We start from the raw sequence: 25,614 nt of genomic DNA, 5'->3' as shown, positions 1-25,614 counted from the left end.
AACACTGGAGCGGCTTTCGTCCCGACAAAATTCACGCGCTGCGTGCGATTGCCGTCTGAGGCCAACTCATGAATCCGTTGTTGATCTATTTCTCCAGCCAGTCGGAGAACACGAGCCGTTTCATCGACCGAGTGGGACTCCCGGCCATCCGCATCCCTATCCGGCCGAGCGCGGTGATGGAAGAGGTCACGCAACCCTATATTTTGGTGGTTCCCAGCTATGGCGGCGGTACCGTGATTGGCGCGGTGCCTCGCCAGGTGATCCACTTTCTCAACAACCCTTCCCATCGGCATCTTCTTCGGGGCGTCATCGCCGCAGGCAACCGTAACTTCGGCGAAGCCTACGGTATCGCGGGCGACATTATCGCGCGCAAATGCCAGGTCCCCTGCCTGTACCGCTTCGAGCTGTCCGGTACGCCTGAAGATGTGGAAAACGTGCGTAAAGGAGTCAACCTTTGGCTACAGCAGAATCAGTGATGACGCGGCCCCTCGACAGCGGGCTCGATTACCATGCGCTTAACGCCATGCTTAACATTTACGACGCCGACGGCCGGATCCAGCTGGAGCAGGATCAGCAGGCCATCAGTCAGTATCTTGCCCAGCATGTCGCGCCCAAAACGCAGCGCTTCGCCACGCTGGAAGATAAGTTGGCCTATCTGCAAGATGAGAATTACTACGAAGCCAACGTGCTGGCCCAATACGACGCCGCGTTCATCAAAGCGCTGTTCCAACAGGCTTACGGCCATCAATTTCGTTTCAAAACCTTCGTCGGCGCGTTCAAGTTTTACACCAGCTACGCGCTGAAAAGTTTCGACGGTAAACGCTATCTGGAAGGTTATGAGGACCGGGTCTGCATGGTCGCGCTGACGCTCGCGCGCGGCGATGAAACGCTGGCGCGAGCGTTGGTCGATGAGATGATGACCGGGCGTTTCCAGCCCGCGACGCCGACCTTCCTCAACTGCGGTAAGCAGCAGCGCGGCGAGCTGGTCTCCTGCTTCCTGCTGCGCATCGAAGATAACATGGAGTCCATCGGCCGGGCCGTCAACTCCGCTCTGCAACTGTCCAAGCGCGGCGGCGGCGTGGCGTTCACGCTCAGTAATATCCGCGAAACCGGCGCGCCCATCAAACGGATCGAGAACCAGTCATCCGGCATCATCCCGGTGATGAAGATGCTGGAGGACGCGTTCTCGTATGCCAACCAACTGGGCGCGCGTCAGGGCGCGGGCGCGGTCTATCTGAGCGCTCATCACCCCGACATCTTACGTTTCCTCGATACCAAGCGCGAAAACGCGGACGAGAAGATTCGAATTAAAACGTTGTCGCTCGGCGTGGTGATCCCGGATATCACCTTGCATCTGGCGCGTGAAAACAAAGATATGCACCTGTTTTCGCCCTATGACGTTCAGCAGGTTTATGGTCAGCCCCTATCGGAAATCGCCATCAGCGAAAAATATCAGGAGATGATCGATAACCCGGCGATCCGTAAATGGACCATCAGCGCGCGTCAGTTCTTCCAGACGCTGGCCGAGATCCAGTTCGAGTCCGGCTATCCGTACATGATGTTCGAAGACACGGTGAATCAGGCCAACCCGATCCACGGCCGCATCAACATGAGCAACCTGTGTTCGGAGATTTTGCAGGTCAACCAGGCGAGCGAGTATGAAGAGGATCTGACCTACCGGAAGATCGGGAAGGACATCTCCTGCAACCTCGGCTCGCTTAACATCGCGAATGTGATGGACGGCAAAGATATCGGCCGCGCGGTGGAGTTCGCCGTGCGCGGGCTGACCGCCGTCTCTGACATGAGCCAGCTCAACGCGGTGCCCTCGATTGCCAAAGGCAACGCGGAGTCCCACGCCATCGGTCTTGGCCAAATGAACCTGCACGGCTATCTGGCGCGGGAAGGCATGTATTACGGTTCGGAAGAGGCGCTGGACTTCACCAACATGTACTTCTACACCGTGGCCTACCATGCGCTGCGCGCCTCTAATCAACTGGCTATCGAGCGGGGCGAAACCTTCAAGGGCTTTGAACGCTCCACTTACGCCAGCGGCGCGTTCTTTGACAAGTATCTTCAGCAGGAATGGCAGCCCGCCACGGAGAAGGTCCGCGCGCTGTTCGAGGAAAAGGGTATTCACCTGCCGAAGCGTGACGACTGGCAACAGCTGCGGGACAGCGTGATCGCGCATGGTCTGTATAACCAGAATCTGCAGGCGATCCCGCCGACCGGCTCTATTTCCTACATCAATCACGCCACGGCCAGCATTCATCCCATCGTGTCGCGGATTGAAATCCGCAAGGAAGGCAAAATCGGGCGGGTGTACTATCCGGCGCCGTTCATGACCAACGAGAACCTGGCGCTGTATCAGGATGCCTACGAAATCGGCCCGCAGAAGATTATCGACACCTATGCAGTAGCCACCCAACACGTGGACCAAGGGCTGTCGTTAACGCTGTTCTTCCCGGATACCGCCACCACCCGCGACATCAACAAGGCGCAGATTTATGCCTGGAAACAGGGGATTAAAACCCTCTACTACATCCGGGTGCGTCAGATGGCGCTGGAAGGCACAGAGATTGAAGGCTGCGTATCCTGCGCACTGTGATTTTATTGACGGAACTAACGCTATGAGCAAACTTCCCCCGCTGCGGGCGATTAACTGGAACCGACCGCAGGATGACAAAGATCTGGAGGTCTGGAATCGCCTGACCACCAACTTCTGGCTGCCGGAGAAAATCCCGCTGTCGAACGATATTCCCTCCTGGGCGCAGTTCACCGCGCAGGAGCGACAGCTAACGATTCGGGTCTTTACCGGCCTGACGCTGCTGGACACCCTGCAAAATACGCGCGGCGCGCCGTCACTGATGCAGGATGCCGTGACGCCGCACGAAGAGGCGGTACTGTCCAACGTCTGCTTTATGGAGGCGGTGCACGCCCGATCGTACAGTGCGATTTTCTCCACGCTGTGCCAGACCCGCGAGGTGGACGACGCCTATCTGTGGAGCGAACAAAACGAGGCTCTCCAGAACAAGGCCGCGCTGATCCTGCAACACTACGAGCACGACGATCCGCTGATGAAGAAAGTCGCCAGCGTATTTCTGGAGTCGTTCCTGTTCTACTCCGGCTTCTATCTACCGATGTACTGGGCCAGCCGCGCGCGTCTGACTAACACAGCGGATCTGATTCGTTTAATCATTCGCGACGAGGCGGTGCACGGCTACTACATCGGCTACAAGTTCCAGCAGGGACTCAAGCGCGTAGATGCCGCCCGTCAGGCGCAGATCAAGGCCTTCACCTACGAGCTGTTGCAGGATCTCTACGACAACGAGGTGGATTACACCGCCGCGCTGTACGACGAGGTGGGCCTGACGGAAGACGTGAAGAAATTCCTGCACTACAACGCCAATAAGTCGCTGATGAACCTCGGCTATGAGGCGCTGTTCCCCGCCAGCATGACGGACGTCAATCCGGCGATCCTGGCGGCGCTGTCGCCGAACGCCGACGAGAACCACGACTTCTTCTCCGGCTCCGGCTCGTCGTATGTCATCGGCAAAGCCGTCGAAACCGAAGACGAAGACTGGGATTTTTAGTCCCTACGCCACGACGCCTTCACTCCGCGATGGGGTGAAGGCGTCTTTGTTCTCGCCGCGCGGCGAACTCAGCGGCGGCGGCGCGTCGGCTCCCACGCGGTTCCTATCCTGACGCCAACCCCTTCACGGGAGATACTGAATATGGGGGCCTGACGTCAACGCGAATCCCCTCCCGCTAAAGCCTCCGCCGGACAACGAGCGAATTTCGGCGGTCGGTTCGATGGCGAATATTCGATCAAGCATTAACTTAATCCCATATTTCAATCACCTATCTCGCTGTCCCATTTTTAACTTAAAGCGCTAGCTTAATCCCAAAAGTGAGAATTATTAAAAAACAATAAAATAAAAGAATATAGTAATCAAAGAGTTAACAGTTGGCATAAAACGTGCTTTATCAGCCCGAGTTTAATGGAACGAGTATGTTGAGATGGATATTAAAAGAACAATTAAGAAGGGGCGTCTCAAACCCTTTTTAATCGCAGGGAGCGCGTTGTTCGTGCTCATTGCCGGGTATTTATTGATAAGTTTTGATCCGGGAGGCTTCGAAGTCAGGGCCTCTAATATTCTGATTGGTCAGGTTAAACAGGGCGACATGGTGATCGAGGTTCAGGGCAACGGCATTCTTGCGCCGCGCAATGCGACCTGGATATCCTCCAACATCGACGGCATCGTCGAATCGGTGAAAGTCAAACCCGGCGCCGCCGTAGAGCCCGGAGACACCATCGCCGTATTAGTCAACCCGGAGCTGATTCAAACCACGGAAGAACTGCGTTGGGAGCTTGGGGCGAAAGAGGCCGAAAATAAGGCGCTGCGCGGCCAACAGGAAAGCGCTTATCTGGCCGCCAAAATAGCCATCGTCAAAGCCGAGCAGGAGTACCGTCACGCCAAACTCGAATATGATGTCGCCGAAATGCTGAATAAGCGAAACGACGGCTCAGTTCCCCTTCTGGTTTTACATCGCTCAAAACTCGCCACCGAGCAAACTAAGCAAAGCCTGATGTACACCAAAGAGCAGCTTCAAAAGCTGGAGATCGTGCAGAAGGAAAATAGAGAGGCGGACGACGCGCGACTCAGTAAACTGAAAAATATGTTGGCCAGAGCGGAAACGCAGATACGTTCTTTGACGGTAAAAGCGAGCGAAGCCGGTATCATTCAGGTTACCAATATTGAAGTGGGACAACATGTCGCCAATGGATTCAGTCTCGCCCGCGTCGCGCGTAAGGATCAGCTCATCGCCGAATTAAAAGTGCCTGAGCGCCAGATAAGAGACGTCGCGATCGACCAATCCGTGCTGATCAATACGCACGCCAACCAGATCCACGGCAAAGTTTCCCGAATCGATCCCGCCGTCATCAATGGCACGGTGCAGGTTGACGTCGAGTTCACGGAACCGCTGCCGAATGAAGCCCGACCAGACCTGAGCATCGAAGGTCGCGTGCAGGTAGCGAACCTGAAAAATGTCATTTACGCGCCGCGGCCTATGTACGCCCAGAGCAATACCCCTGGGATCGTATATAAGCTCGCGACGGACGGTAAAAGTGCGGTAAAAGTACCCGTGACCTTTGGGATGGGATCGGCCAATGAAATTGCGATCTCGTCAGGGCTGGTAGCCACGGATCACATTATCTTATCGAGCTACCAACCCTGGGAACACGTCGACCAAATAAGCATCACTCGCTAAAAAGGATTCTTGTATGTCAGCAGTTGTCGAGCTTAAAAACATCAAAAAAGTGTTTTTTACTGAGGAAATGGAAACTCATGCTCTGAGTGATGTGAGTTTCACGATCAACCAAGGGGATTATGTTTCTATTTCCGGCCCTTCGGGATGTGGGAAATCCACGCTTCTGTCAATCCTCGGATTACTGGACAAGGCAACGGAGGGCGAATATGTGATTAACGGACATAACGTCACTACACTGACCGCCAAACAGCAGGCGGAGATTCGTAACCTCGAGATAGGTTTCGTCTTTCAGTCTTTTAACCTGATCAGCGATCTTACCGTTGATGAAAACGTCATGCTGCCGCTCACCTACCGCAAAGGCATCAGCAACAAGCAAATGAAAGCCATGGCGGATGCCGCGCTGGAAAAAGTAGACATGAAACACCGGGGCAGGCACTACCCTTCCCAACTCTCTGGCGGTCAACAACAGCGCGTCGCGGTGGCGCGCGCGATTGTCGGCAACCCTTCCCTGCTGCTGGCGGATGAGCCTACCGGCAACCTGGATTCACGGAATGCCGACGCCGTGATGTCTTTGTTTGATCAGCTTCATCAAACCGGTTCCACCATTTGCATCGTGACCCATGACCCGCGTTCAGCGGCCCGCGCCTTGCGACAAATAGAAATTTTTGACGGTATGGTGATTGACGACCACCAACTGAAGCACCTCGCCCGTGTGGTTTAAGGAGAAACCGATGTCGATGATTTTTGATTTGCGCTATGCATGCCGTCTCTTGCTGAAGCGCCCCGGTTTTTCCGTGTTTACCATGCTGATTATGGCGATCGGTCTGGGTATGTGCATTTACATGTATTCGGTCATCAACGGGCTGGTGCTCAAACCGCTGCCTTTTCACGATGCGGAACGGATGGTCGTCATCAGCCCAAGCATCAATGGCGTCCGGTTAGGCGACTCCCCCATCAGCTACATGGACTTTATGGACCTGAAGGCGAAAAGCCAGCGTCTGGAACAACTCGGCTACTACTATGGCGATGTCGCCAACATCAGCCTGGATGGACAAGCGTCACGCTATATCGCCATTCGTTCAGAGCCCGATCTCTTCAGCTTCACGGACGTGCAGCCCGAACTAGGGCGCATTTATAATGAGCAGGACACCGGGGAAGGCGCCAATCCCGTCGCCGTCATCAGCCATGAGATGTGGCAGAACTATTTTGGCGGACGTCAGGACATCCTGGACCAATCCTTCATCGTGAACGGCATCAGTACCCGGATCATTGGCGTCATGCCCGAGGGGTTCGCCTTCCCGATGAATAACCAGATTTGGCAACCTTCGACGCTGAATCCACAGCGCATTACCGTTGAGAATGCGCCGTCGATTCAGACTTTCGGCAAGATTAAGCCCGGTTTTTCAGCGGAGGACGTCGATGCCGAACTGAAAAACATCATGGACGCGAGAGCCCAGCAGTTCCCGGAGATCAATCGCGGCCGCTCAGCCTTTGTCATCACCTTCATGGACAGTTTCATGGGGGAAGATTCAAAACCTATCTTCCTGATTATGCTGCTGGCGGTGGGGCTCGTCCTGCTTCTGGCCTGCTGTAATGTCGGCAATATGCTGTTGGTCCGCGCCATTGAGCGCAGTAAAGAAACCGCAATTCGGATCGCGCATGGCGCGCCGCCCCTGCGCGTGGTCCTGCAAATGATGTGGGAAAGCGCGATCATCTGCTGCATGGGCGGCGTGATTGGGTTATTGCTGGCCGGCTGGGGACTGTCTCTTACCAATAAACTGATCGTCAGAGTGGTTCCGGACCAACCGCCCTTCTGGTGGCACCTCGGTATCGATGCCGCCACGGTGATAAAAACGCTCGTTCTGGTTGCGCTGGCCAGCCTGATTACCGGCGCGCTGCCGGCCTGGAAAATGGTCCACAGTAACGTCAACGACGTACTGCGCGATGGCACCCGCGGCGCGCAAAGCCGCAGCAGCAGCCGTATCAGTCGCGCCCTGGTGATTTTTGAAGTCGCCCTCTCCTGCGCGGTACTGTGTATCGGCGCGTTGCTTTCACTGGTGGTCGCGCAGGCGTCCAAAATCGACTACGGCGTGCAGCTACAGAACGTCTGGTCGGCCAAAGTCAGCCTGCCGGACAGAACGTATCCCACTGCGCTGGACAGCTATAACTTCGACAATCGCATCGTCGCTGAACTGAACGCCCAGCCGGCGGTAGAACAGGCCGGGCTGATCAGCCGCTTGCCCGGTGAATTCACGCCCACCAGCAATATCGAAATCGAAGGCGCCAGCTATCTGCGTTCCAACCGCAATCAGTATCCGCGCGTAAACGATGTGGTTGCTTATCCCGGCACGCTGGAAGCCCTCGGCGTTAAAGCTCAGCTCGGTCGATTACTGAACCTACATGATGATAGCCGCTCGCAGAAGGTCGTTGTCGTTACCCGTTCGTTCATCGATCGCTACCTGCCTGGGGAGTCGATGCCCATCGGCAAGAAAATTCGCTGGGTCGAGGGCGACGATCGCGACTGGTATACCCTGATTGGCGTCATTCCCCATATCATTCAGGGGCGGCCTTTCGGACACAGCAAAGGCATGCCCACGGCCTACCGTTCGATGTTGCAAGCACCGCAAGATCAGATGTCGATCATCGTCAAGGGGATGAATCACGAAGACCTCAGTCATACCATTCAGTCCAGCCTCAACCGAATCGATAACCAGCTTCCGGCCTATCAGGAGAAAACTTTACAGGAAGTGGTGGGAAGAAATACTGTAGGCTTAAGTTACATATCTATATTATTCAACATGTTTGGCATTATGGCTGTATTGCTCGCCGGCAGCGGTATCTATGGGGTGATGGCGAAGACGATTCACCAACGCTACGCCGAATTAGGGACGCGGCGCGCGTTGGGCGCAACGCCTGCCAATATTATCTCGTTGATTTTGATACAGGGATGGTGGCAACTGGCGCTCGGACTCGTGATCAGCCTGCCGGTGATCGGCGTCGTCACGCCGATGATATTGCGCATTTTCGGCAGTCAGGGCATGGCATTGACGGCGCTGTTTGTCGCCATGGCCTTGCTGATTACCGCCGTCGTCACCGTGGCCACGCTGGTGCCGGCAAGACGGGCTATCCAGATACAACCCATCGATGCGCTGAGACATCAATAACAAAGCAGGAAAGAGTGAGGGCCTCATGAAGTCGAGTTACAAGGTACTGGTGGCGGATGATGACATCAGCATCATCAAGACATTGAAACTGATGCTGAAGCTACATCAGTTCGACGTCATCACCGCCACCCAGACGGATGAGGCGCTCATGCAAATCCGGGAAGGTAAGCCCGATATCGCGTTACTTGATCTTAACTATCAGCGAGATACCACCTCGGGCAACGAAGGCCTTGAGTTGATCGCGGACATCAAACGGCTTGAGCCCGATTTGCCGATCATCGTCATGACCGGCTGGGGGTCGATCGAAATCGCCGTGGAAGCGATGAAGAAAGGGGCCGCCGATTTCATTCAAAAGCCTTGGGACAACGAGCGTTTGATTCAGGCGCTGAACGTGCAGCTGCAACTGGTCGAAGTCCTGAAAAAGCAGCGCTCCTTGCAACAGCAAAACGTCCTGCTGCAACAGCAGCTCCACCCCTGTTTACAAGATGAACTGGTGGCGCAATCTCCGGCGATGAAGCAGGTGATGGCGATTTTGCAGCAGGTCATCCCGAGCAATGCCAGCATTCTGCTCACCGGCGAAAACGGAACGGGCAAAAGCATGCTGGCCAACTACATCCATCAGCATTCTACCCGTAGCGACGCCAGCTTTGTCTCCGTCAATATGGGCTGTATTCCTGACAGCCTGTTCGAAAGCGAAATGTTCGGCCACGTCAAAGGCGCGTTTACCGATGCCAAAACGCAGCGTATCGGGCGCTTCGAACTGGCGGATGGCGGCACTCTGTTCCTCGATGAAGTCGGCAATGTGCCAATTAATCAGCAGGCGAAACTGCTGCGGATGCTGGAAGAGCGTCAGTTTGAGAAAGTCGGCGCGAGTAAAACCCAGTCGGCCGATGTCCGCGTGATCTCGGCGACCAACGCCGATCTGGCGACGATGATCGAGGCCGGCGAGTTCCGCAAAGATCTCTACTACCGTCTGAACACGTTCGAAGTGCGCATTCCCGCGCTGCGCGAACGGAAAGAGGATATCCCCGAGCTGGTTAAACGGGAGTTAAAAACCCTGACGGAGCGCTACCGCAAACCCACCTTCAGTATCACTGACGAGGCGATGCAGACGCTGCGAAACTACCCCTGGCCGGGCAATATTCGCGAGCTTAATCACACGCTGGAGCGCACGGTGTTACTCAGCAACAATCCTGTGCTGGACGCGCATCTCCTCCGGCTGGCGCTGCCTGTCGACCCGGAAAGCGAGCCGCAAAAAATGGGGGACAGCGCGCAGTCTGAAACGCCGGGCACTCCGCAGGGCGACCTACTGACGCTGGAGGATATCGAGCAGGAGACGCTGCAAAAACGCCTGGCGGTTTACAACGGCAACGCCTCTGAAGCGGCCGAATCGCTGGGGCTGAGCCGCAGCGCCTTTTATCGTCGCCTCAAAAGAACTGGCTGAATTCTATGTTCCGGCACTCACTGGAGTCATTACAGCAACGGCTGCTGATCATCGCCTCGCTTCCCTCGTCGCTGGCGCTCATTGTGCTGATGATTTGGAACGACTACTCCGGATACCTGATCGCCTTGGTGGCGCTGATTTGTCTGACGCTCATCGGCTACTGTTCGCTGATGACCCGGCAGGTGCTGAATTTTCAGCTGACGACGCTGACCAATTTGATCGAAGCCATCACGCATAACGACTTCAGCCTGCGGGGTAAGCGCCAGAAAACCGACAGCGAACTCAATGGCCTGATTGATATGATCAACGGGCTCGCCTCCTCAATGCAGAAGCAGCGTCTGCACGTCAAACAGCAGCAGTACCTGGTACGGAAGGTACTCAACAATATCGACGTCGCCATCGTGGCGCTGAACAGCGATCAGGAAATCGCGTTCGTGAACGAAACCGCCGTCTCCTTGCTCGGCCAGCCGGCAAAAGCGCTCAAGGGCCTCGCGCTAAACGACCTGTCTTTCCGCTCGCTGTTCGAACTGCCGGCCAATAGCGTCGTCGAGTACCAGTTTCCGAAGCATCGAGGCCGCTACAAAATCATCCTGGAGAAATATTTCGAAGATGGAAAGAAGCAGCAGCTTTTGTTCATCACCGATGTAAGCCAGCTTCTACGCGAGGAAGAGTACCGCGCATGGCGTAACCTGCTGCGCGTCATGAGCCATGAAATCAACAATACGCTGACGCCCATCGCCTCGCTGAGCCAGATGTTATTGTCGGCCGTGCCTGACGATGGCAAGGAGGAGAATCAGGATTTACGCGATGGTCTGGATATCATCAATGAGCGGGCCTTAAACCTGAAAAGTTTTGTGGACAGTTACCGGAAGCTCACATCGCTCCCCCTCCCCCAGAAAACGCCGCACAATATCGATTCACTCATCAGAAAAATCCTCACCTTATTCGAACACCGAAAAACGCACATCGTGTCCAGTGAAGATGTGATGGTCAATATCGATGCCGTTCAGATAGAACAGATGCTGATCAACATCCTGAAGAATGCCGATGAAGCGATGTCCTCTCCCGAAGGCGCCATCTACCTGAGCTGGAGAGTCACGGACCACGAGTTCTGCCTCAAGATCCTTGATGAAGGCTGCGGCATCGGCAACACGGAAAATATTTTCGTGCCGTTTTATAGCGTGAAGAAGAATGGGAGCGGCATTGGATTAATGCTCTCGCGCCAGATTGTCGAATCCCACGGCGGTTATTTCAGCCTGACAAACCGGGAAGATCGACCGGGCTGTAAGGTCACCATCAAATTCCCGACGGAGTAGACGCCAACGACAGGGCCGAGTGACGCCGCTCTCAATACGCCACCGTCGATAGGGCTGGCGAAGTCACGATAAAGCCGTCACCGCCGCCTGCGTCGCAGGTCAAAACGCTCAGCGCTTTTTTCTGCTGCGCCTACGAAGTCTGAATAAACTCGGTCACGCGTTGAATCAACTGCCGATCCCGGACAATCCCGCGATGTCCGCAGCCCTGAGTCAAATAAAGTTGACCGGCTCCTGTCGCGCTGAGCAAATGAAAAGCCTGCGTCAACGCGACATTACGGTCATCCTGGTCATGACACACCAGCGTAGGAACGGCGATCTGCGGCCAACTGGCATAGGAAATCGTGTCCGGATGATGGCCGTAACGTTCGAGATACACCCTGTTTATCCGCTCGGTGAGCGCCGCTGGCACTCCATGAAAGGCAATGTAAGCGTCAAACACACAGGGCAGAGACTCCGGACTACTGAGGATGACAAGCCGTCGACAGTGCAACCCCTGCGTGGCGGCATGCAGCAACGCCGTACCGCCAAACGAATGGCCTAACGCCGCGCAAAAGACGCCGTATCGCTCGCCCAACAGACGTATGACCTCCACCAGATCGCTGAAAGAACAGCGCTCTCCCTCAGACTCCCCGTGAGCGGGCAAATCCGGGGTAATCACTTCATATCCGGCCTGCGTGAGCGACTCGATAAGCGGGCGCAACATGACGGCCCGCGCTTCCCAACCGTGAATCAGTAAGACCCGTCCGGCCGGAGAGGACGCCCCGGAACCGTACACCACGACGCGCCGCCCGGCGCAGATCACCTCCTCCCGTCGCAGCGAACTCAGCCATCGCGCATCGGTTTTCTTGCAAGGCATCCGGTGTGGATGCTCGAACAAGTCCAGGGCGTAAGCCGCCGCTTTGCCGGGCGACAGCCAGCGCAGCAGCTGTAAATCTAGCCAGCGTAATCGGCGGCAGGTCGGCGCGTAGTGGCTTTCAGGCACGATCGGATTTTTGAGCAGCAGCGCGGGTCGCCGCTTCCGACGGACCAGAAAAACATGATAACGACGGTGCAACATCGCCGTTATTTTCAGTGCCGGCAGAAAAAAATCATAGAGCATGTTGCTGACCTATACTGCGGCACAACATCCCGTACTCATACGTAAAAACCAGTAAATACAAGACATTAAAAAACAAGATACTCTTCATCAATCCCACCAGCGCTCCGGGTTGCGTCGCCAGATACAGCACGATAGCCACCATCAGGCTTTCCATGATGAACGTGATCACCAGCACTCGCTTTCCCCGGCCGAGCTGTTCGAGCATCGTCTGGATACTGGCAATCATCGAGGTGATGAAAAACGTCGGCAGCAGCCAGCGCAGGATCGTATGGACGCTCACGCGCACCTCTCGGTCAACGGACATCATATTCACCATGCCGGTTTGGGCGAGATACGCCGCCGACGTCAGACCGATATACACCAGCGCGATGCCCCCCAGCCCCAGACCCAGCAGCCGATTAAGCTGCTGCGGGGAGTCGGTGGATAGCCGCTGATTGATCCCAATCGCGATGGCTGAACCCAGCGCCACGGCCGGAATAATAAAAAAGGCGCGCAGCTTCACCACGATGAGGAACCCGCTGGCATAGGCCCCGCCAAGCTGACTGAGCAGCGGAAACAGCACGGCGGAACTGGCAAACGCGAACAGCATGGTCAGGAAAATAGGCACACCGGCATCGGCAGTCATCGCCCGCAGCCTGGGCAAGAAGGCGTGCGGCTGCGGGTCCGCTTTTCCCGCGACCGTGTTAAACAACCACAGCGCCGAGAACGGTAATACGGCAAGGGCGGCAATCAGGTTGGCGTAGATGACCGCCATAAAGCCGTTTTGGTAATGATGCAGACTGATAAAACAGACGGTCAGATTGATGACGATAAAGAGGCAGACACACAGCATACTCACGCCCGTTTTCCCCTGCCCCCTCAGACCGGCGTTACACAGCTCCAGCACCAACAGCGGGATCACCGAAAGCAGATAAGCGGGAAGAAAATGGGAGAATAGCGCCGGCTCCTCGTTCGGGTAAATCACCTGCAACCCGGCGTCTCCTAAGCGACTCCCCAGCGCCAGCATGACGAGCAGCAGGCCGCCGACAACCGAGAAAATCGCGCTGCTGTGCAGCACCCGACCGGGCGCCCAATTCGATACCGAGCGAGCGCTGAAAATCTGGTTGGTGATCGTGAGTCCTTCCAACAGCGCGATAAAGATGAAATAAAAAGGCTGAAGCATGGACAACGTATAAAGCGCCCGTTGCCCGCCGCTCTGTGTACCCAAGAGCCATATCGGCCCATTTTGCGACAAAGAGACCACGACCGCCGTCAGGATCATCGGCCACGCCAATGTGAGGATCTGGCGGATCTCTCCCCCGGGCGCATAAGCCGCAGCGCTGATTAGCGAAGGCTTTGCCATGCTTCATTCACCTGATTGACCGCCGAGTCCGCCGAGCCGGTTTTGCCAAACACGCAGTACACCATCATGGAAAAATGACTGAGGGTATGGGTGTTGCCGAGCAGGTAACCGTGTCCGCCCATCAATTTTTCAGCCTGCGCGCTAAGCTGGGTGATCGCGAGATGCTCTTGCTCCAGATCCTCAAAGTCCGCCTGCTCCAAACGAACGCTCAGCTGACCCTGTAACTGGGTGATCTCGCCGTAGATACTGGCGAAGCTGGCCTTGATCAGCGGATGCCGCGTCGTTTTCTGACCAAAGCTGGTGCGTTGATTTAAATGCGCGTAGGAGATATCCAACATTCGGGCTACCACGCCCAGCCGCAGCGCGACGCTCATCAGAGAAAGCCAGTGAGGCGCAGGGCGTGACCCCGTGATGGCGACCTTGCGGAGATGCATAAACGACAAAACGCGGTCGGCAGGCAGCGGCGTGCAGCCGTCGAGCGGTATCTCTGCACCATCAGGGTGGTAAAGACGTGAAGACGCCTCTCCGGGCAGAAGCCCTATCCCATGACAGGCCAACCCCCCGGGCGTTCCCGTCACCAGCCCGGTGAACCGGGATAACGCATCGACAGGGTCAAGGAGACGGCCATAGGACGCAGCCTGAGCGAGTTTTTCCACGTTTAACGCCATCATACCAACTGAGCGCCTTGCCACGCGTCAAGCCACTCGACCAGCGAACCGACGCTGGAAAAAGAGTGCTGACTGATGTGATCAGGGTCAAACATCAACCCCTCGATGCTATCCTCGAGCGTCAGAAGGAATTGGACGAAGTTAACGGAGTCCAAATCCAGATCTTCTTCGAAACGCGTGGTTTCCGTTACCGCCAGCAACGGCGTTTCGAGAACGTCCTGAAGGGCTTGCTGAATAACGTTTAAAGTTTCCATTTATATGACCTTAATGAGATTTGATGAGACTAATAGCGGATAAAGTGATTCCCATTCCGGCGGAAAATGCCGTTACCGTTTGTGGGAAAGGTACATTTTTCTTAAGAGAAAGATGGTGAAATATATCTGAGCACCACAGATGGCCCATGCGAGAGATCTGCGAAAGGTCGATAATCGACGTCCACCCTCGCGCTTGCGCCACTCTTTTTAACAAAGGCATATTCAGGTTATAAGGGATAACGCTATCAGGCTCCTTATTCGCATCGGAAAAACGCGCTAAAAACCGATCTAACTCCTCAAAAAACAGAGTGCGTAATTCACTCCGCTCCTGTTGCGTCATCTCATCCTGGTTTTTATAGAAGCGATGAATATGTTCTATTTTCGTATCTCTAATTTCCCAAACACCCTCTCTCGGACTTAATAAGCAGGCTGTCGACATTTCGCCCAACAATCCCACCGACATCCGATTAAACGAAGCGCTGAAGCTTTTTTCTCCGCTCAAAATAATAACAGGAAATTGATAACCATTATCGTCCATATGACAAGCCAAATTAATGGCGCTCAGGCCTGACGCACAATGATTCATGCTGAGCGTAAAATACCGCCAGTGGGAAAGGCCGCACTCAACGGAAATTTCACCCAGCCAGTTATCATCGAAAAAGGTATTATGCGTTTGCGTTTTGGTATAAATAATCATTCCGCCGCCACGACGCAGTTCCGGATACTTTTCCAATAATGCGGCCATCGTTTCTAAATGCATTTGCTTGTGACAAAGCCTATTCATTACCACGCCTTCGAGTGAAAACATCCTCCCGAAGACATTGATATCCTTATCTTTAAGTTGATGCGTCTCGCTAAGTTTATCCAGACTGCAGCATTGCTGATAACGCATATCGCTACATTGAATATCCTTTATGTAGAGCGTCATCTATCATCATCCTTGTTTAATTACATCCGATAAACAGCGCTGAGAAAATAGTTTTCTCCGCTGGCGAGACTATTACATTTGTGATGGCGAAAGTATCATCTTTTATAGCGCAATCTTGACTGAAATTGCCTGTGAATAAGTTAATCCACATTCAGTAAATGACAATTTCAGTCAAATTCATACAAAAATGACGGCGTAGTCTTCCGCCTAAATAGCCATATTAAAAAATAGGCTGTTTTTATTCATCAGGGAGAGGCAATGGCTGACATCATTAATGAATTAATAACCATCATAACCACTGAGCTAGAGAGCCTGGGTTTGGACGAACACCGAATTAGCCTGGTCCTGTCTGGCCGGGAATTATATGGTTTTTCCGGCATCTTAGATTCTGTGAAATTAGTTGAGCTCATTGCTGGTCTTAATGACCGCATTGAGAAAATCACGGGAAAGAATATCGATCTTTTTGAACGTATGGATAGTGAGTTTTTTGGTAACTTTTTAAACATTAATGCATTAAGCCATTACCTGGCAGAGAGCATTCAGCATGCGCCACTATAAATACGACAGCAAATACATAACCAAAATTAATATTGAAGGGGTCGGATATAATAACCTCGCCGATGCCGTAGGCACGCCCTGTTATATTTATAGCGCTAGCCAGCTCAAAGACGATCTGCGACAACTCAAAGCCGCCCTGCCGCCCGAGCTTCATGTGTTCTATTCGCTCAAAGCAAACCCCAACCTGTCATTAGTGAGTCTGATCCATCAACAGCAGGTAGGCTGTGAAGTGTGTTCGCTTCCTGAACTTGAAACCGCCCTGATGGCGGGCGCTCACCCCGACGATATTATCTTTGTGGGTCCGGCAAAATCGTATTCGGAGCTTTGGCGGAGCGTCGAACTCGGCATCCACGCGGTGGTCGTGGAGTCCGCGGATGAACTGGCGATGCTGAATCAAATTGCCGCTGAACAGGACAAGCGCCCGCGATTTGCACTGCGCATCAACCCGGACTTCGTTCCCGCCAAAGCGCGTCTCGTCATGACGGGTAAACCGCGGCAGTTCGGTATGGATGAGTCGCAGGCACTGAGCCTGATGGCGCAGAAAAACGCCTACTCTTGCCTGAGGTTTTGCGGCATTCATATCTATCTGGGCACGCGAATTCTGCACGCGAACGCGATCGCCGACAACACCCTTAACATCCTGCGCACCGCCGAAAAATTTCAGCAGGCGTCCGGCAATGAGCTGGAGTTTGTCGATATCGGCGGCGGACTTGGGATCGCCTATCACGACAAAGAGACGCCGCTGGACCTCGCTCTGCTGGGCCGATTATTGCAGGACCCCATCAGGCAGTTTCAGCAACGTCACCCGCGCGCTCGGCTGATCATGGAGTTAGGACGATTCATCGTCGCCCGCAGCGGCGTGTTTCTGACCCGGGTTCGCTACGTCAAATCGTCACGGGGCAAACACTTTGCCATCTGCGACGGCGGCTCGAACTGCCACGGCGCCGCCGCCGGTTTGGGCGCGGTCATCCGAAGGAACTTTCACACCGAGCGGCTCGGGGCGGAATCGCCGGGCGCGCCGCAGCAGCATTACGATCTGAGCGGGCCCTTGTGCACGCCCACCGACATCATCGGCGAAAATGTGTTGCTGCCCGCGCTGCAGGCGGGAGATCTTATCGGTCTGTTCAATTCGGGCGCCTACGGCCCCACCGCTTCTCCCGTCTATTTTCTGAGTTTTGGCTACCCGGCCGAAGTGCTGGTCGATGGCGATCGTGCCGTTATGATCCGGCGGCCTGACGAGATGGATCACCTGCTGCGCCAGCAGCGGGCCGAACCCGTCTCGCTGTCCCCGATACACGCGAAGGCGCGAGCGTAGTCATGCCTTTGTATTTCGATCGACACGGCATTCAGTGTTTTCATGCCGATCGCGTTCACCTCCGGCGCGATACGGTGACCGACGCGCCTGACATCGTGACCGACTGGCTGAAGGGCTTCTACGCCTCGAACGGGAAAGCGCACGGCGCAATGACGGAAGCGCAGACCTGGCTGCAGGCTCCGGTCAGAGTGAGCTTCCAGCAAATAGCCTCGCACTTGATCGCGCAGTTGGCGTCGTACCACGACCTGAGCACAGTCGATGTGCTCGTCGTCGCCCACTGGACCCCAGACTGTGTGATGGGCGGTTCGGTCACCAACGCGATTCTGCATCGCATCCAGGCCCGCCACGCTTACGCGTTTGCCGTCAGCGATTGCGGGTTAACCGCGCCGTTTCAGGCGCTGTCGCTCATCGAGCGCTACCTCCCGCCCCATCAGGGGAAAGCCCTGCTGGTGAGCCTCGACCAACCACTGCTGCTCCATCCCACCGCCTGCTTCAATAAGGAAACCGTCAGGGCCAGCGGCGCGGCGCTGTGGCTCGACCGACAGCCTGGCGAGGGGCGAGTGGCACTATCGCCCTATGCGTGGGAGAACACGGAGAAGCCCGGGTGCGCGAACCCGGCCAACGCCCCGCAGGAACCGGTCGTGGTCATTGGCACGCCGCCGCCCGGATTTCCGCCGGAGGCGGTGATCTCAACCCTCACGCCCGACCCGTCGCGCCTGAGCGCGGCCCCGTTTTATGCCTTGGCGGAGTACCTGCAAGCGAGCCCCAAGGGGCCGACGGCGCTGCTGTCCATCGCCGATGGCGCAACGCCACCCATGATTTATCTGGCCCGGAGGGAAACGGCATGAATATCATTGATGTCGCCACCGTCATTAACCCGGACCTCACGCCCCTGAATGCGCTACAGGCGCGTTATCAGTGGGGTGAGCGCAACCACAAGATATTCTCCCGCTTTCTAAAGCTGGAGTCGGCCTGTCTGTTCCCCGAGGAGCCGTTGCCGCAGCTATTGAAAGGCTGTCTTGAAAAGTTGCTCTCCCGGCATCCCGACAAGCGCAATCGGATACGCTATCTGGCCTATGCGCACTCGCTGAACGCCACGTTTCCCTACGGCGTTGACAGTCTGAGAAAATTAGCGGCCACTCTCCTGCCCGCACAGACAGAAGTGCTGTCGGCGACGCAAAACTCCTGCGCCTCGTCGTTTAACGCGCTTTCGCTGCTGACGAACTTGTTACCGGACGAGGCGGAGGACGGCCCGCAGTATGCGGTCCTGTTGACGGGAGAGAAGTGTTTCCATCAGACGGTTCAGTACGCCAATCAAAACGGGATCTTCGGCGAGGGCTGTACCGCACTCCTGTTGACGGATGATGACACGCAGCCAGGCTGTACGGTGCAAGGCGTCGGGCAGGCGATGATTGGCGGCATCGGCAGCCGAACTTATCAAAGCAATCCCTCGATCGAAAATCGTTACGACCATGATTTTATGCCGACGATGATGCGCGCGATCCATCGAGCATTGGCCGACGCCGGGATCGGCGCCGATCGACTTGACGTCATCCTGCCCTATCACATGAGCCCGATTACCTTCGATCGCATTGCCGACACACTGAATGTCCCGCGCTCTCGCGTTTTCCGCACCCATCTTTACCGGCTGGGCCACTGTTTTTGCGGCGACGGTTTTATCAATCTGCACGACTGCTGCTTCTCCCCGTCCGTCCCTCGCTCGGGCTACTTTCTGGCGGTGGCGGCAGGCGTCGCCGGCAGCTTTGGCGCTCGGGTATTCCATCGCAAAGAGGATCGATCACCGAGATGAATGTTCAGGCTCTTATTCAGTATCTGGACGATCGTCGTCAACAGGATCCAGACAAAGTGGCGATCATCGACGAACGCACCGCCATAACCTTCTCCGCGTTACATCAGCGGGCGGAACAGATCGCGGGCTGGATGCAGCATCACGCGCTTTCCCCCGGCGATCGGGTGGTCGTGCTTATGAGCAACAGCATCGATCTGGTCGCCTGCTTTTGGGCGACGCAGCGCTGCGGCGCCGTCTATGTGCCGCTCCATCCCGAAACCAAAGCGGAAAAACTGGCGTGGATTGCCGATGACTGCGCGGCCAGCCTGATGATCGTCGATACAGAACGTGAGGAGGAAACCCTCCGAGCGATTCCCCTGATGAAGGCACGCCCGCAGCCGCTGGTCGCGGGGGATGCCGCGTTCGCGGAGATCGCCCGCGCCGCGTACGCCTGCACGCTGCCGCCGCCGTTAAGCCTCGATCTGGCCGGCCTCATTTACACCTCCGGCTCCACGGGGCATCCCAAGGGCGTCATGCTCACCCAGCGCAACATGATCGCCGCGTCGCAGTCCGTCGCTCACTATTTGCAGTTGGACGCGCGCGATCGCATTTACTGCGCCTTGCCGCTCAGCTTCGACTATGGTCTGCATCAAATCACGATGGCGGCGCTGACCGGCGCGACGGTCATCCTCGAAAAAAACTTCAGCCGACCATTGTTCGCGCTCAACCGCTTAGTCCAGCAACGCGCCACCGTCTTTCCGCTGGTGCCGACAATGGTCAGTCTGATAGCGCGATTGGGGCGGCGTTTCGACTTCGCCTCGGTCACAACGGTGACCAGCACGTCGGCGGCGCTACACGCGAACGATATCGCCATGCTGAGGACGGCCTTTCCGCAGGCGCGTCTCTTTTCCATGTACGGCCTGACCGAGTGCCATCGCTGCACCTGGCTGGACCCAACTGAACTTAGCGCCAGAACGCTGAGCGTGGGTAAGGCGATCCCGGGGACGGAACTGTGGGTGGTGGATGACGCCGGAACAGCCCACCGCCGCAACGCGACCGGTGAGCTGGTGATCCGCGGCGAGACCGTGATGCGAGGCTACTGGAACAACCCGCAAAAAACGGCCGAAAAATTACGGCCGGGGCGATTCCCCGGCGAGGCCGTGTTGTATACGGGTGACCTCTGTCGCCTTGACGAGGACGGTTTTCTCTATTTCATCAGTCGGATGGACGACGTGTTGAATGCCTGCGGCGAGAAGGTCGCCCCGCGAGAAGTCGAGAGTATCATTTCCACCCATCCAAGCGTCACGCAGGTGGCCGTCGTCGGCGTCCCGCATGCCGTTTACGGTGACGAAATCGTCGCATGGATTGAAACCGCGCAGACGATCGAACCCCGCGTGCTGCGGGACTGGTGTAGAGCCAGAATGGAGCATTACCTGATCCCTCATCGCTTCCTTTTTTGCGACGCCTTGCCCAAAAACAGCAACCATAAAATCGATCGCCTGCGGTTATGCGCGCTCAGCCAAACGCCATTCCCCGCAGCCGGTCTTTCAGGAGAGAAGCATGCCGAACTATGAATCTCAGGTCATCGCCGCTATCGCGCTGGTGATGGAGATAGACGATACCTCAGAGCTGCACCGGGACACGCGGATAGAGCGCGATCTGGGCTTCGACAGCGGACTCTACATCGAACTGATCATGTATCTGGAAGACGCGATTGATACGCTGCATTTGGATCCCGCGACGCTGGATATCCAGCATTTCGAGTCCATCGGCTCCATTGCGGACTACATCGCCGCCCGCGTCTCTTCTGCGGTATCGGCCTGATGGAGGGTCAATCGGCACTGCTGGAGATCTTCGCTCGATTCAACGGCTGCAAGCTGCCGGCGGCCATGCTGGGCGAGCGAAGTATGACGTTCGATGCGCTCTATCGCAGCGCGACGCGACTGGCCGTCACTCTGCGCGCGCAGGGGGACGCGCCCGTCCTCCTCTACGGTCACAAGGACTTCGGTTATCTGACCGCGATGTGGGCCTGCATTCTGGCGGGCAGAACGTTTATCCCCACAGAGGCCGACAACAGCGACGCGCGGATCCAGCAGATCCAACAGAGTGCGCAGGCGTCTCTCCTGCTCAATACCACAAAGCGGGCCAATCCGGCGACATGTCGGCAGCTCGCGGTGCGCGACGTCGGCTATCCGGCAGCGCCGCCGGACCTCTCTCGCGTCGTCAACATGGTCGACGCGGACCAGAACATGTACATCCTGTTTTCATCGGGCACGACGGGACACCCCAAAGGTATTGGCGTGAGCTACGCCAACGTCGCCGACTTAACCCACTGGTTACGCCGCGAGTTCCCGCTGGACGGCGCGGTCAGCGGCAATATCCGCTACTGCTTCGACGTGTCGCTCTACGAGCTATGGCTCTCCTGGCTGTTTCTGAAACCGCTGGTCGTCCTCGACCACCAGCATTTCTTCAACACCCGCCTGGCCATCCAACGCCACGCGGAGGCAGGAACGACCTGCTGGGTCTCAACCCCAAGCCTTACGCGTTGTTATCTCAACGACCGGCAGTTCAATACCGACGCGCTCCCGATGCTCAGACACTTTATTTTCTGCGGCGAGGTGTTAACGAAAGGGCTGGTCAAGGCCCTGTGGCAACGCTTTCCCGGCGCACGCATCACCAATACCTACGGTCCGACCGAATGCACCGTCGCCGTGACCGCCATCGATATCCATCCCCGTCATGTCGAGGATGAATGGCCGCTGCCGCTCGGCGGCGTTCGCCCCGGCACCCGCATAACGCTGTCGACGAACGAAGACGCGATAGGGGAGCTGATCATCAGCGGCAAGGCGGTCGGCTCGGGCTACCTGAACGCGACGCCGGAACAGCAGGCCCGTTTCTTCCTGAATGACCGAGGCGAAAAAGCCTACCGGACCGGGGATCGGGGCGTCATCAGGGACGACATGGTCTATTTTCACGGCCGAGGCGACCGCGAGATCAAACTGCAAGGCTATCGCATCGATCTCAACGATATTGAACAGGTGCTCCTGACCTTGCCCGGCGTACGCGAAGCGTTCGTCGATACCTGGAGCCGACGCGGCTATTTGCAGGGGATATGCGCGTTTGTGCTGAGTGACGAGGGTGACGACGCGGACTTTGCTCGGCTGGGAAATGCGATGGCGACGCGCATGCCGCCCTGGATGATCCCCAGGCGCTGGTACGCCATCTGTGAACCCTGTCTGAATTTCAACAGCAAGCTGGATCGACACGCGGTCAGTGCCGCGACTCAGTCAAAAGGGAACTACTATGTTTACGTCCATGATGCGGATGATCGGTCAGCAGCTGTTCAGTAACCGCAGGATAGCCATCGTCAATGCGCAGGGAAGCTGGCGTTATCGCGACATGGCCTCGCGGGTCGGCGCTATCTGCGGCGAGTTGGCGCGTATCCAACCGAAACGCGCGCTCATCTACGGTCATAAAGAGCGCGACACGGCGGCGGCGCTGCTGGCCTGCGCCTGGTCCGGCATCCCGTTTACCGTCGTCGACAGCGTCAACCCGCCGCTGCGGATGACGCGTATTGCCACGCTCTACGCCGCCGAGCTGATTCTGGACGGGCGGGAGCGGCCGGAAACCGCGCCGATAGACCACGAATCAGCTCCCTGCCTGTGGCTGCCCGCCCTGCCGGACGGCGACTTTATGGACGGCTACACGGCGCCTTCATGCGTCAATCCGCTGTTTTATGTGCTCTCCACGTCCGGCAGCACCGGGCAGCCCAAAGGCGTGCAAATCGGTTGCGATAATTTCGGCGCGTTTTTCGGCTGGTATCATCGCGTGCTGCGGGATTCAGGCTTGGAGGAGGAAGGGCATCTCAATCATGCCCGGCTGTCGTTTGATATGGGGCTGCTGGATTTCTTCACCTGTTTTGCCTTGGGTCGGCCGCTCATCATGCTGCCGCATGAGTACAACGCGCTGCCTCGTCTGAACCTCAACATGATGGTTTCCGAACCGGAGGTCAGCCTGTCCAGCGGTTTTTCCACCCCGAGTTTTCTGGAAATCATGTGCAAGGATCCGCGTTTTAACGCAGAGACGTTACCGCATCTTCGGACCGTGATGGTCGGGGGCGAATACGTCTCTCCGAACCTGATCGAACGCCTGCTGACCCGCTTTCCGTCGCTCAGAATCTTACACGCCTACGGCCCGACGGAGACCACCTGTCTGACTCACCTCCATCCGATAGACGGCACGACCGCGCAGGCGTCGGGTCTGCTGCCGCTGGGCCAGCCTTGCGGCACGCTGCGCGTCGCCATCGAAGATGGTCATCACAACGCGCTGCCGGAAGGCGATATCGGGGAAGTCGTCATCTACGGCGATCAGGTTGGGCTGGGCTATCTGCCGGAGCCGCACCCTCACCCTGTCGCTTTCGGCGCGCGTCACGGCGTTCCGTTCTACCGCACCGGCGATCTGGGCTGGCGGGATGCGCAGGGTAATCTGTTTATCAAAGGGCGGATCGACTCGCAGGTGAAGTGGCACGGCAACCGCGTCGATTTGCAGGAAATCGATGCCGTTGCATGCAGTTTCGCCCACACGATTATGGCGACGACGTTGCCTGTCTATCAGGCGCACAAACTGGATGACGTCCTCTTATTCGTCCAGCTCAATCCACTCGTCGAAAACGGCGAGCATGAATTTCGGGTCCATTTATCCCATCAGTTGCCCCACTATATGGTCCCCACAAGCATTCGCTTTATTTCCGACTTTCCTCTGAATCAAAACGGAAAAATAGATCGCCAGGCGTTGTTGCATCACGTCACCGCCGCGCTGAAAGAGAATCCGCACACGCGCTCATTGCAAGCCGGGTAAAAAAAACGTTATTAATCAATCTATTCTGCGCGTCTCAGGACGATGAGCATGCCGTCTGGATAGACAAAGGAAATGTCATGGAAATCAGTTCAACACATCATGCGCTTCGCGTATTAGCGATGACGACGTTCGATTCAGGCCGGGAGATCGGGCGACAGTTAGAGGCCGATGCAGGCCATTACCGGCATACCGATGACTATGCGTTGGCGCCGCAGCTCAATCGTCTGGGGCTGCCCGAAAAGTGGAATCCCACGCCGTTGGTTCTGGAAAACGGCGATGTCTTGTATGAATTGACGGTTTCTCAACGCTGTTATTTCTATGAGGCGCTGGGCTATATCGACCCCAACCTGATATTCGCCAGCCCCACCCCCGGCATGGCGGGGTTTGTGATTGAGGCCATCGGCAACCCTGCCCAGCAGGAGACTTTCTTCACCTATTTCAAAACCAAATTAAGCCGTAGCTGCTTTGCCATGAGCGAACCGGCTCGGGGATCGGACGCGGGCGATATTCGGACGCAGGCGAAGAAAGTGGACGGCGGATGGCGTATCAGCGGTGAAAAATATTTCATCGGCAACGGCCTCATCGCCGACATCGGCATTGTCTTCGCCCGCACGGCCGAAGGCCCTCTGGGGCTGAATATGTTTCTGTTTGAACCAAGCAAGGTCGATGGGTTCGACGCGACCCGTCTCCCGGTTTATGGGGTTCCCGGCAGTAATATCTCGCACCTGCGCTTCGATGACATGTTCCTGCCGGAGGAGGCGATGATCGGCGCACACCTGAATCCTGCTCAGCGCTTTTCTTCCGCCACCCTCGCCACGTTCGATAATCTGCGACCCTGTGTCGGCGCGCTTGCGCTGGGTGTCGCCCGGGCGCTGTTGGATCACGTCGTCGAGGCAGGCTATTTTCCTCGCGCTCAGGTCGCTCGCCTGCGGACGATGCGCAGACGATTATCCACCGGACTTTATCGCCTTTTGACCCTCGCGGATCGTATCGATCGCGGCGAGCGCATCGGCCGGCATATCGGCCTCGCCAAGGCGGAGACCACCCTGCTGGCGGAACAGTTGGTGCATGAGCTGGCGCACGCCTGCGACCCCGCGGTGGTTTGCGATCCGTTCTTTTGCAAAGCCTGGCGCGACATCAGCGGTTTTGAATACACGGAAGGCACGCGCAATATTCACCTGCTGAACGCCAGCCACGTATTTAAAAGCGAGACAGTTCATGCGTGACGTTTCACCATTCTGGATCGGCCAGGCTGGCCTGTTGCGCCTGAATGTCTCGTGGCGGACGGCGAACGACTTCGATCTGGCGGGACTGAGTTGCTGGCACGCGCTGCACCCCGAGGACATCGAGGCCCAGTCCCTGCGCATTGCGACGTGCCCTTACGCATGCGAAAACATACACATCGCCCATCACCCGACGGTCGTTGAGGCCATCCGCGACCAGAGACAACACGAAACGGACTCGCTGCTGTACCTGCACACCGGTCTGGCGAAAGAGTGCAAAACCGCCATGCTGCCCAATTTTATCTGGCAGACGGGCCACTACTGTGAAGTCCTTGGCCTGTCGGTGGATCAGCCGATGCCGGGATGGTCAGAAATGCAGTTGGCGG

General features: G+C 56.5%; 23 protein-coding genes. 18 read left to right on the top strand and 5 right to left on the bottom strand.

The genetic code is table 11. The features are described from left to right. Positions 1–68 precede the first annotated feature (68 nt). The 8 genes from nrdI to AU511_RS13835 all read left to right on the top strand — a co-directional run bounded on the left by nrdI (position 69) and on the right by AU511_RS13835 (position 11,195). Positions 69–476, top strand: a complete 408-nt coding sequence (nrdI, locus tag AU511_RS13870) for a class Ib ribonucleoside-diphosphate reductase assembly flavoprotein NrdI (protein ID WP_026741217.1) — start codon at positions 69–71, stop codon at positions 474–476. Beyond that, complete coding sequence (gene nrdE / locus AU511_RS13865) at positions 476–2,605, top strand: class 1b ribonucleoside-diphosphate reductase subunit alpha (RefSeq protein ID WP_100059677.1); 2,130 nt, start codon at positions 476–478, stop codon at positions 2,603–2,605. Before nrdI ends, nrdE begins: the two co-directional genes overlap by 1 nt. A 22-nt stretch (positions 2,606–2,627) precedes the next feature. Continuing rightward, complete coding sequence (gene nrdF, locus AU511_RS13860; RefSeq protein WP_094110049.1) at positions 2,628–3,590, top strand: class 1b ribonucleoside-diphosphate reductase subunit beta; 963 nt, start codon at positions 2,628–2,630, stop codon at positions 3,588–3,590. A 517-nt stretch (positions 3,591–4,107) separates the two neighbouring features. Beyond that, positions 4,108–5,271, top strand: a complete 1,164-nt coding sequence (locus AU511_RS13855; protein WP_167372044.1) for an efflux RND transporter periplasmic adaptor subunit — start codon at positions 4,108–4,110, stop codon at positions 5,269–5,271. Between the two features lie 13 nt (positions 5,272–5,284). Then, entirely contained in the window at positions 5,285–5,992 is a 708-nt protein-coding gene (locus AU511_RS13850) for an ABC transporter ATP-binding protein (RefSeq protein ID WP_094102112.1), read from the top strand. Positions 5,993–6,002: 10 nt separating this feature from the next. Further along, entirely contained in the window at positions 6,003–8,435 is a 2,433-nt protein-coding gene (locus tag AU511_RS13845; protein WP_094110048.1) for an ADOP family duplicated permease, read from the top strand. 25 nt (positions 8,436–8,460) lie between these two features. Then, complete coding sequence (locus AU511_RS13840; RefSeq protein WP_094110047.1) at positions 8,461–9,879, top strand: sigma-54-dependent transcriptional regulator; 1,419 nt, start codon at positions 8,461–8,463, stop codon at positions 9,877–9,879. A gap of 5 nt (positions 9,880–9,884) precedes the next feature. Then, complete coding sequence (locus tag AU511_RS13835) at positions 9,885–11,195, top strand: sensor histidine kinase (RefSeq protein WP_094110046.1); 1,311 nt, start codon at positions 9,885–9,887, stop codon at positions 11,193–11,195. Positions 11,196–11,325: 130 nt separating this feature from the next. On the opposite strand, the gene AU511_RS13830 is transcribed toward AU511_RS13835, so the two are convergent. From AU511_RS13830 to AU511_RS13810, 5 genes are read right to left on the bottom strand one after another with little or no spacing between them, the layout of a single operon-like run. Then, positions 11,326–12,294, bottom strand: a complete 969-nt coding sequence (locus tag AU511_RS13830; protein WP_094110045.1) for an alpha/beta hydrolase — start codon at positions 12,292–12,294, stop codon at positions 11,326–11,328. Next, complete coding sequence (locus AU511_RS13825; RefSeq protein ID WP_094110044.1) at positions 12,284–13,636, bottom strand: MATE family efflux transporter; 1,353 nt, start codon at positions 13,634–13,636, stop codon at positions 12,284–12,286. The genes AU511_RS13830 and AU511_RS13825 overlap by 11 nt, the downstream gene beginning before the upstream one ends. Next, entirely contained in the window at positions 13,618–14,307 is a 690-nt protein-coding gene (locus tag AU511_RS13820) for an acyl-CoA dehydrogenase family protein (protein WP_094110043.1), read from the bottom strand. Before AU511_RS13820 ends, AU511_RS13825 begins: the two co-directional genes overlap by 19 nt. Continuing rightward, a complete protein-coding gene (locus AU511_RS13815; protein ID WP_094110042.1) occupies positions 14,304–14,558 on the bottom strand; it encodes an acyl carrier protein in 255 nt (84 codons plus the stop codon). Before AU511_RS13815 ends, AU511_RS13820 begins: the two co-directional genes overlap by 4 nt. A gap of 10 nt (positions 14,559–14,568) precedes the next feature. Continuing rightward, a complete protein-coding gene (locus AU511_RS13810; protein ID WP_094101249.1) occupies positions 14,569–15,486 on the bottom strand; it encodes a beta-ketoacyl-[acyl-carrier-protein] synthase family protein in 918 nt (305 codons plus the stop codon). Between the two features lie 258 nt (positions 15,487–15,744). Here AU511_RS13810 and AU511_RS13805 point away from each other — a divergent pair, with 258 nt between their 5' ends. The 10 genes from AU511_RS13805 to AU511_RS13760 form a co-directional block, all read left to right on the top strand. Beyond that, on the top strand, positions 15,745–16,044 hold the full coding sequence (locus AU511_RS13805; protein WP_094101248.1) for a hypothetical protein: 300 nt from the start codon (positions 15,745–15,747) through the stop codon (positions 16,042–16,044). Then, positions 16,031–17,359: a diaminopimelate decarboxylase gene (lysA, locus tag AU511_RS13800; RefSeq protein ID WP_094110041.1), complete on the top strand. Its 1,329-nt coding sequence runs from the start codon at positions 16,031–16,033 to the stop codon at positions 17,357–17,359. Before AU511_RS13805 ends, lysA begins: the two co-directional genes overlap by 14 nt. Before the next feature lie 2 nt (positions 17,360–17,361). Continuing rightward, positions 17,362–18,207 (top strand): hypothetical protein, encoded by an 846-nt coding sequence (locus tag AU511_RS13795; protein WP_094110040.1) that lies wholly within the window; start codon positions 17,362–17,364, stop codon positions 18,205–18,207. Next, positions 18,204–19,169 carry a beta-ketoacyl-[acyl-carrier-protein] synthase family protein gene (locus tag AU511_RS13790; protein WP_094110039.1) on the top strand — a complete coding sequence of 322 codons (966 nt, stop codon included), beginning with the start codon at positions 18,204–18,206 and terminating at the stop codon, positions 19,167–19,169. Before AU511_RS13795 ends, AU511_RS13790 begins: the two co-directional genes overlap by 4 nt. Beyond that, positions 19,166–20,722, top strand: a complete 1,557-nt coding sequence (locus tag AU511_RS13785) for a class I adenylate-forming enzyme family protein (RefSeq protein ID WP_100059676.1) — start codon at positions 19,166–19,168, stop codon at positions 20,720–20,722. The genes AU511_RS13790 and AU511_RS13785 overlap by 4 nt, the downstream gene beginning before the upstream one ends. Next, a complete protein-coding gene (locus tag AU511_RS13780) occupies positions 20,709–20,972 on the top strand; it encodes an acyl carrier protein (RefSeq protein ID WP_094101245.1) in 264 nt (87 codons plus the stop codon). The genes AU511_RS13785 and AU511_RS13780 overlap by 14 nt, the downstream gene beginning before the upstream one ends. Further along, positions 20,972–22,498 (top strand): AMP-binding protein, encoded by a 1,527-nt coding sequence (locus tag AU511_RS13775; RefSeq protein WP_094110038.1) that lies wholly within the window; start codon positions 20,972–20,974, stop codon positions 22,496–22,498. Before AU511_RS13780 ends, AU511_RS13775 begins: the two co-directional genes overlap by 1 nt. Continuing rightward, entirely contained in the window at positions 22,452–24,005 is a 1,554-nt protein-coding gene (locus AU511_RS13770) for an AMP-binding protein (protein ID WP_094110037.1), read from the top strand. The genes AU511_RS13775 and AU511_RS13770 overlap by 47 nt, the downstream gene beginning before the upstream one ends. 77 nt (positions 24,006–24,082) lie before the next feature. Next, a complete protein-coding gene (locus tag AU511_RS13765; protein ID WP_094110036.1) occupies positions 24,083–25,231 on the top strand; it encodes an acyl-CoA dehydrogenase family protein in 1,149 nt (382 codons plus the stop codon). Then, a partial coding sequence (locus tag AU511_RS13760) for a hypothetical protein (RefSeq protein WP_139829389.1) occupies positions 25,224–25,614 on the top strand: 391 nt, incomplete at its 3' end. The genes AU511_RS13765 and AU511_RS13760, both read left to right, overlap by 8 nt.

The sequence above is a fragment of the Lonsdalea iberica genome (genome assembly GCF_002111585.1).
Classification (GTDB): Bacteria; Pseudomonadota; Gammaproteobacteria; order Enterobacterales; family Enterobacteriaceae; genus Lonsdalea; species Lonsdalea iberica.
The sequence above is the reverse complement of the archived record's forward strand: the minus strand, read 5'-3'. Positions and strand labels throughout refer to the sequence as shown.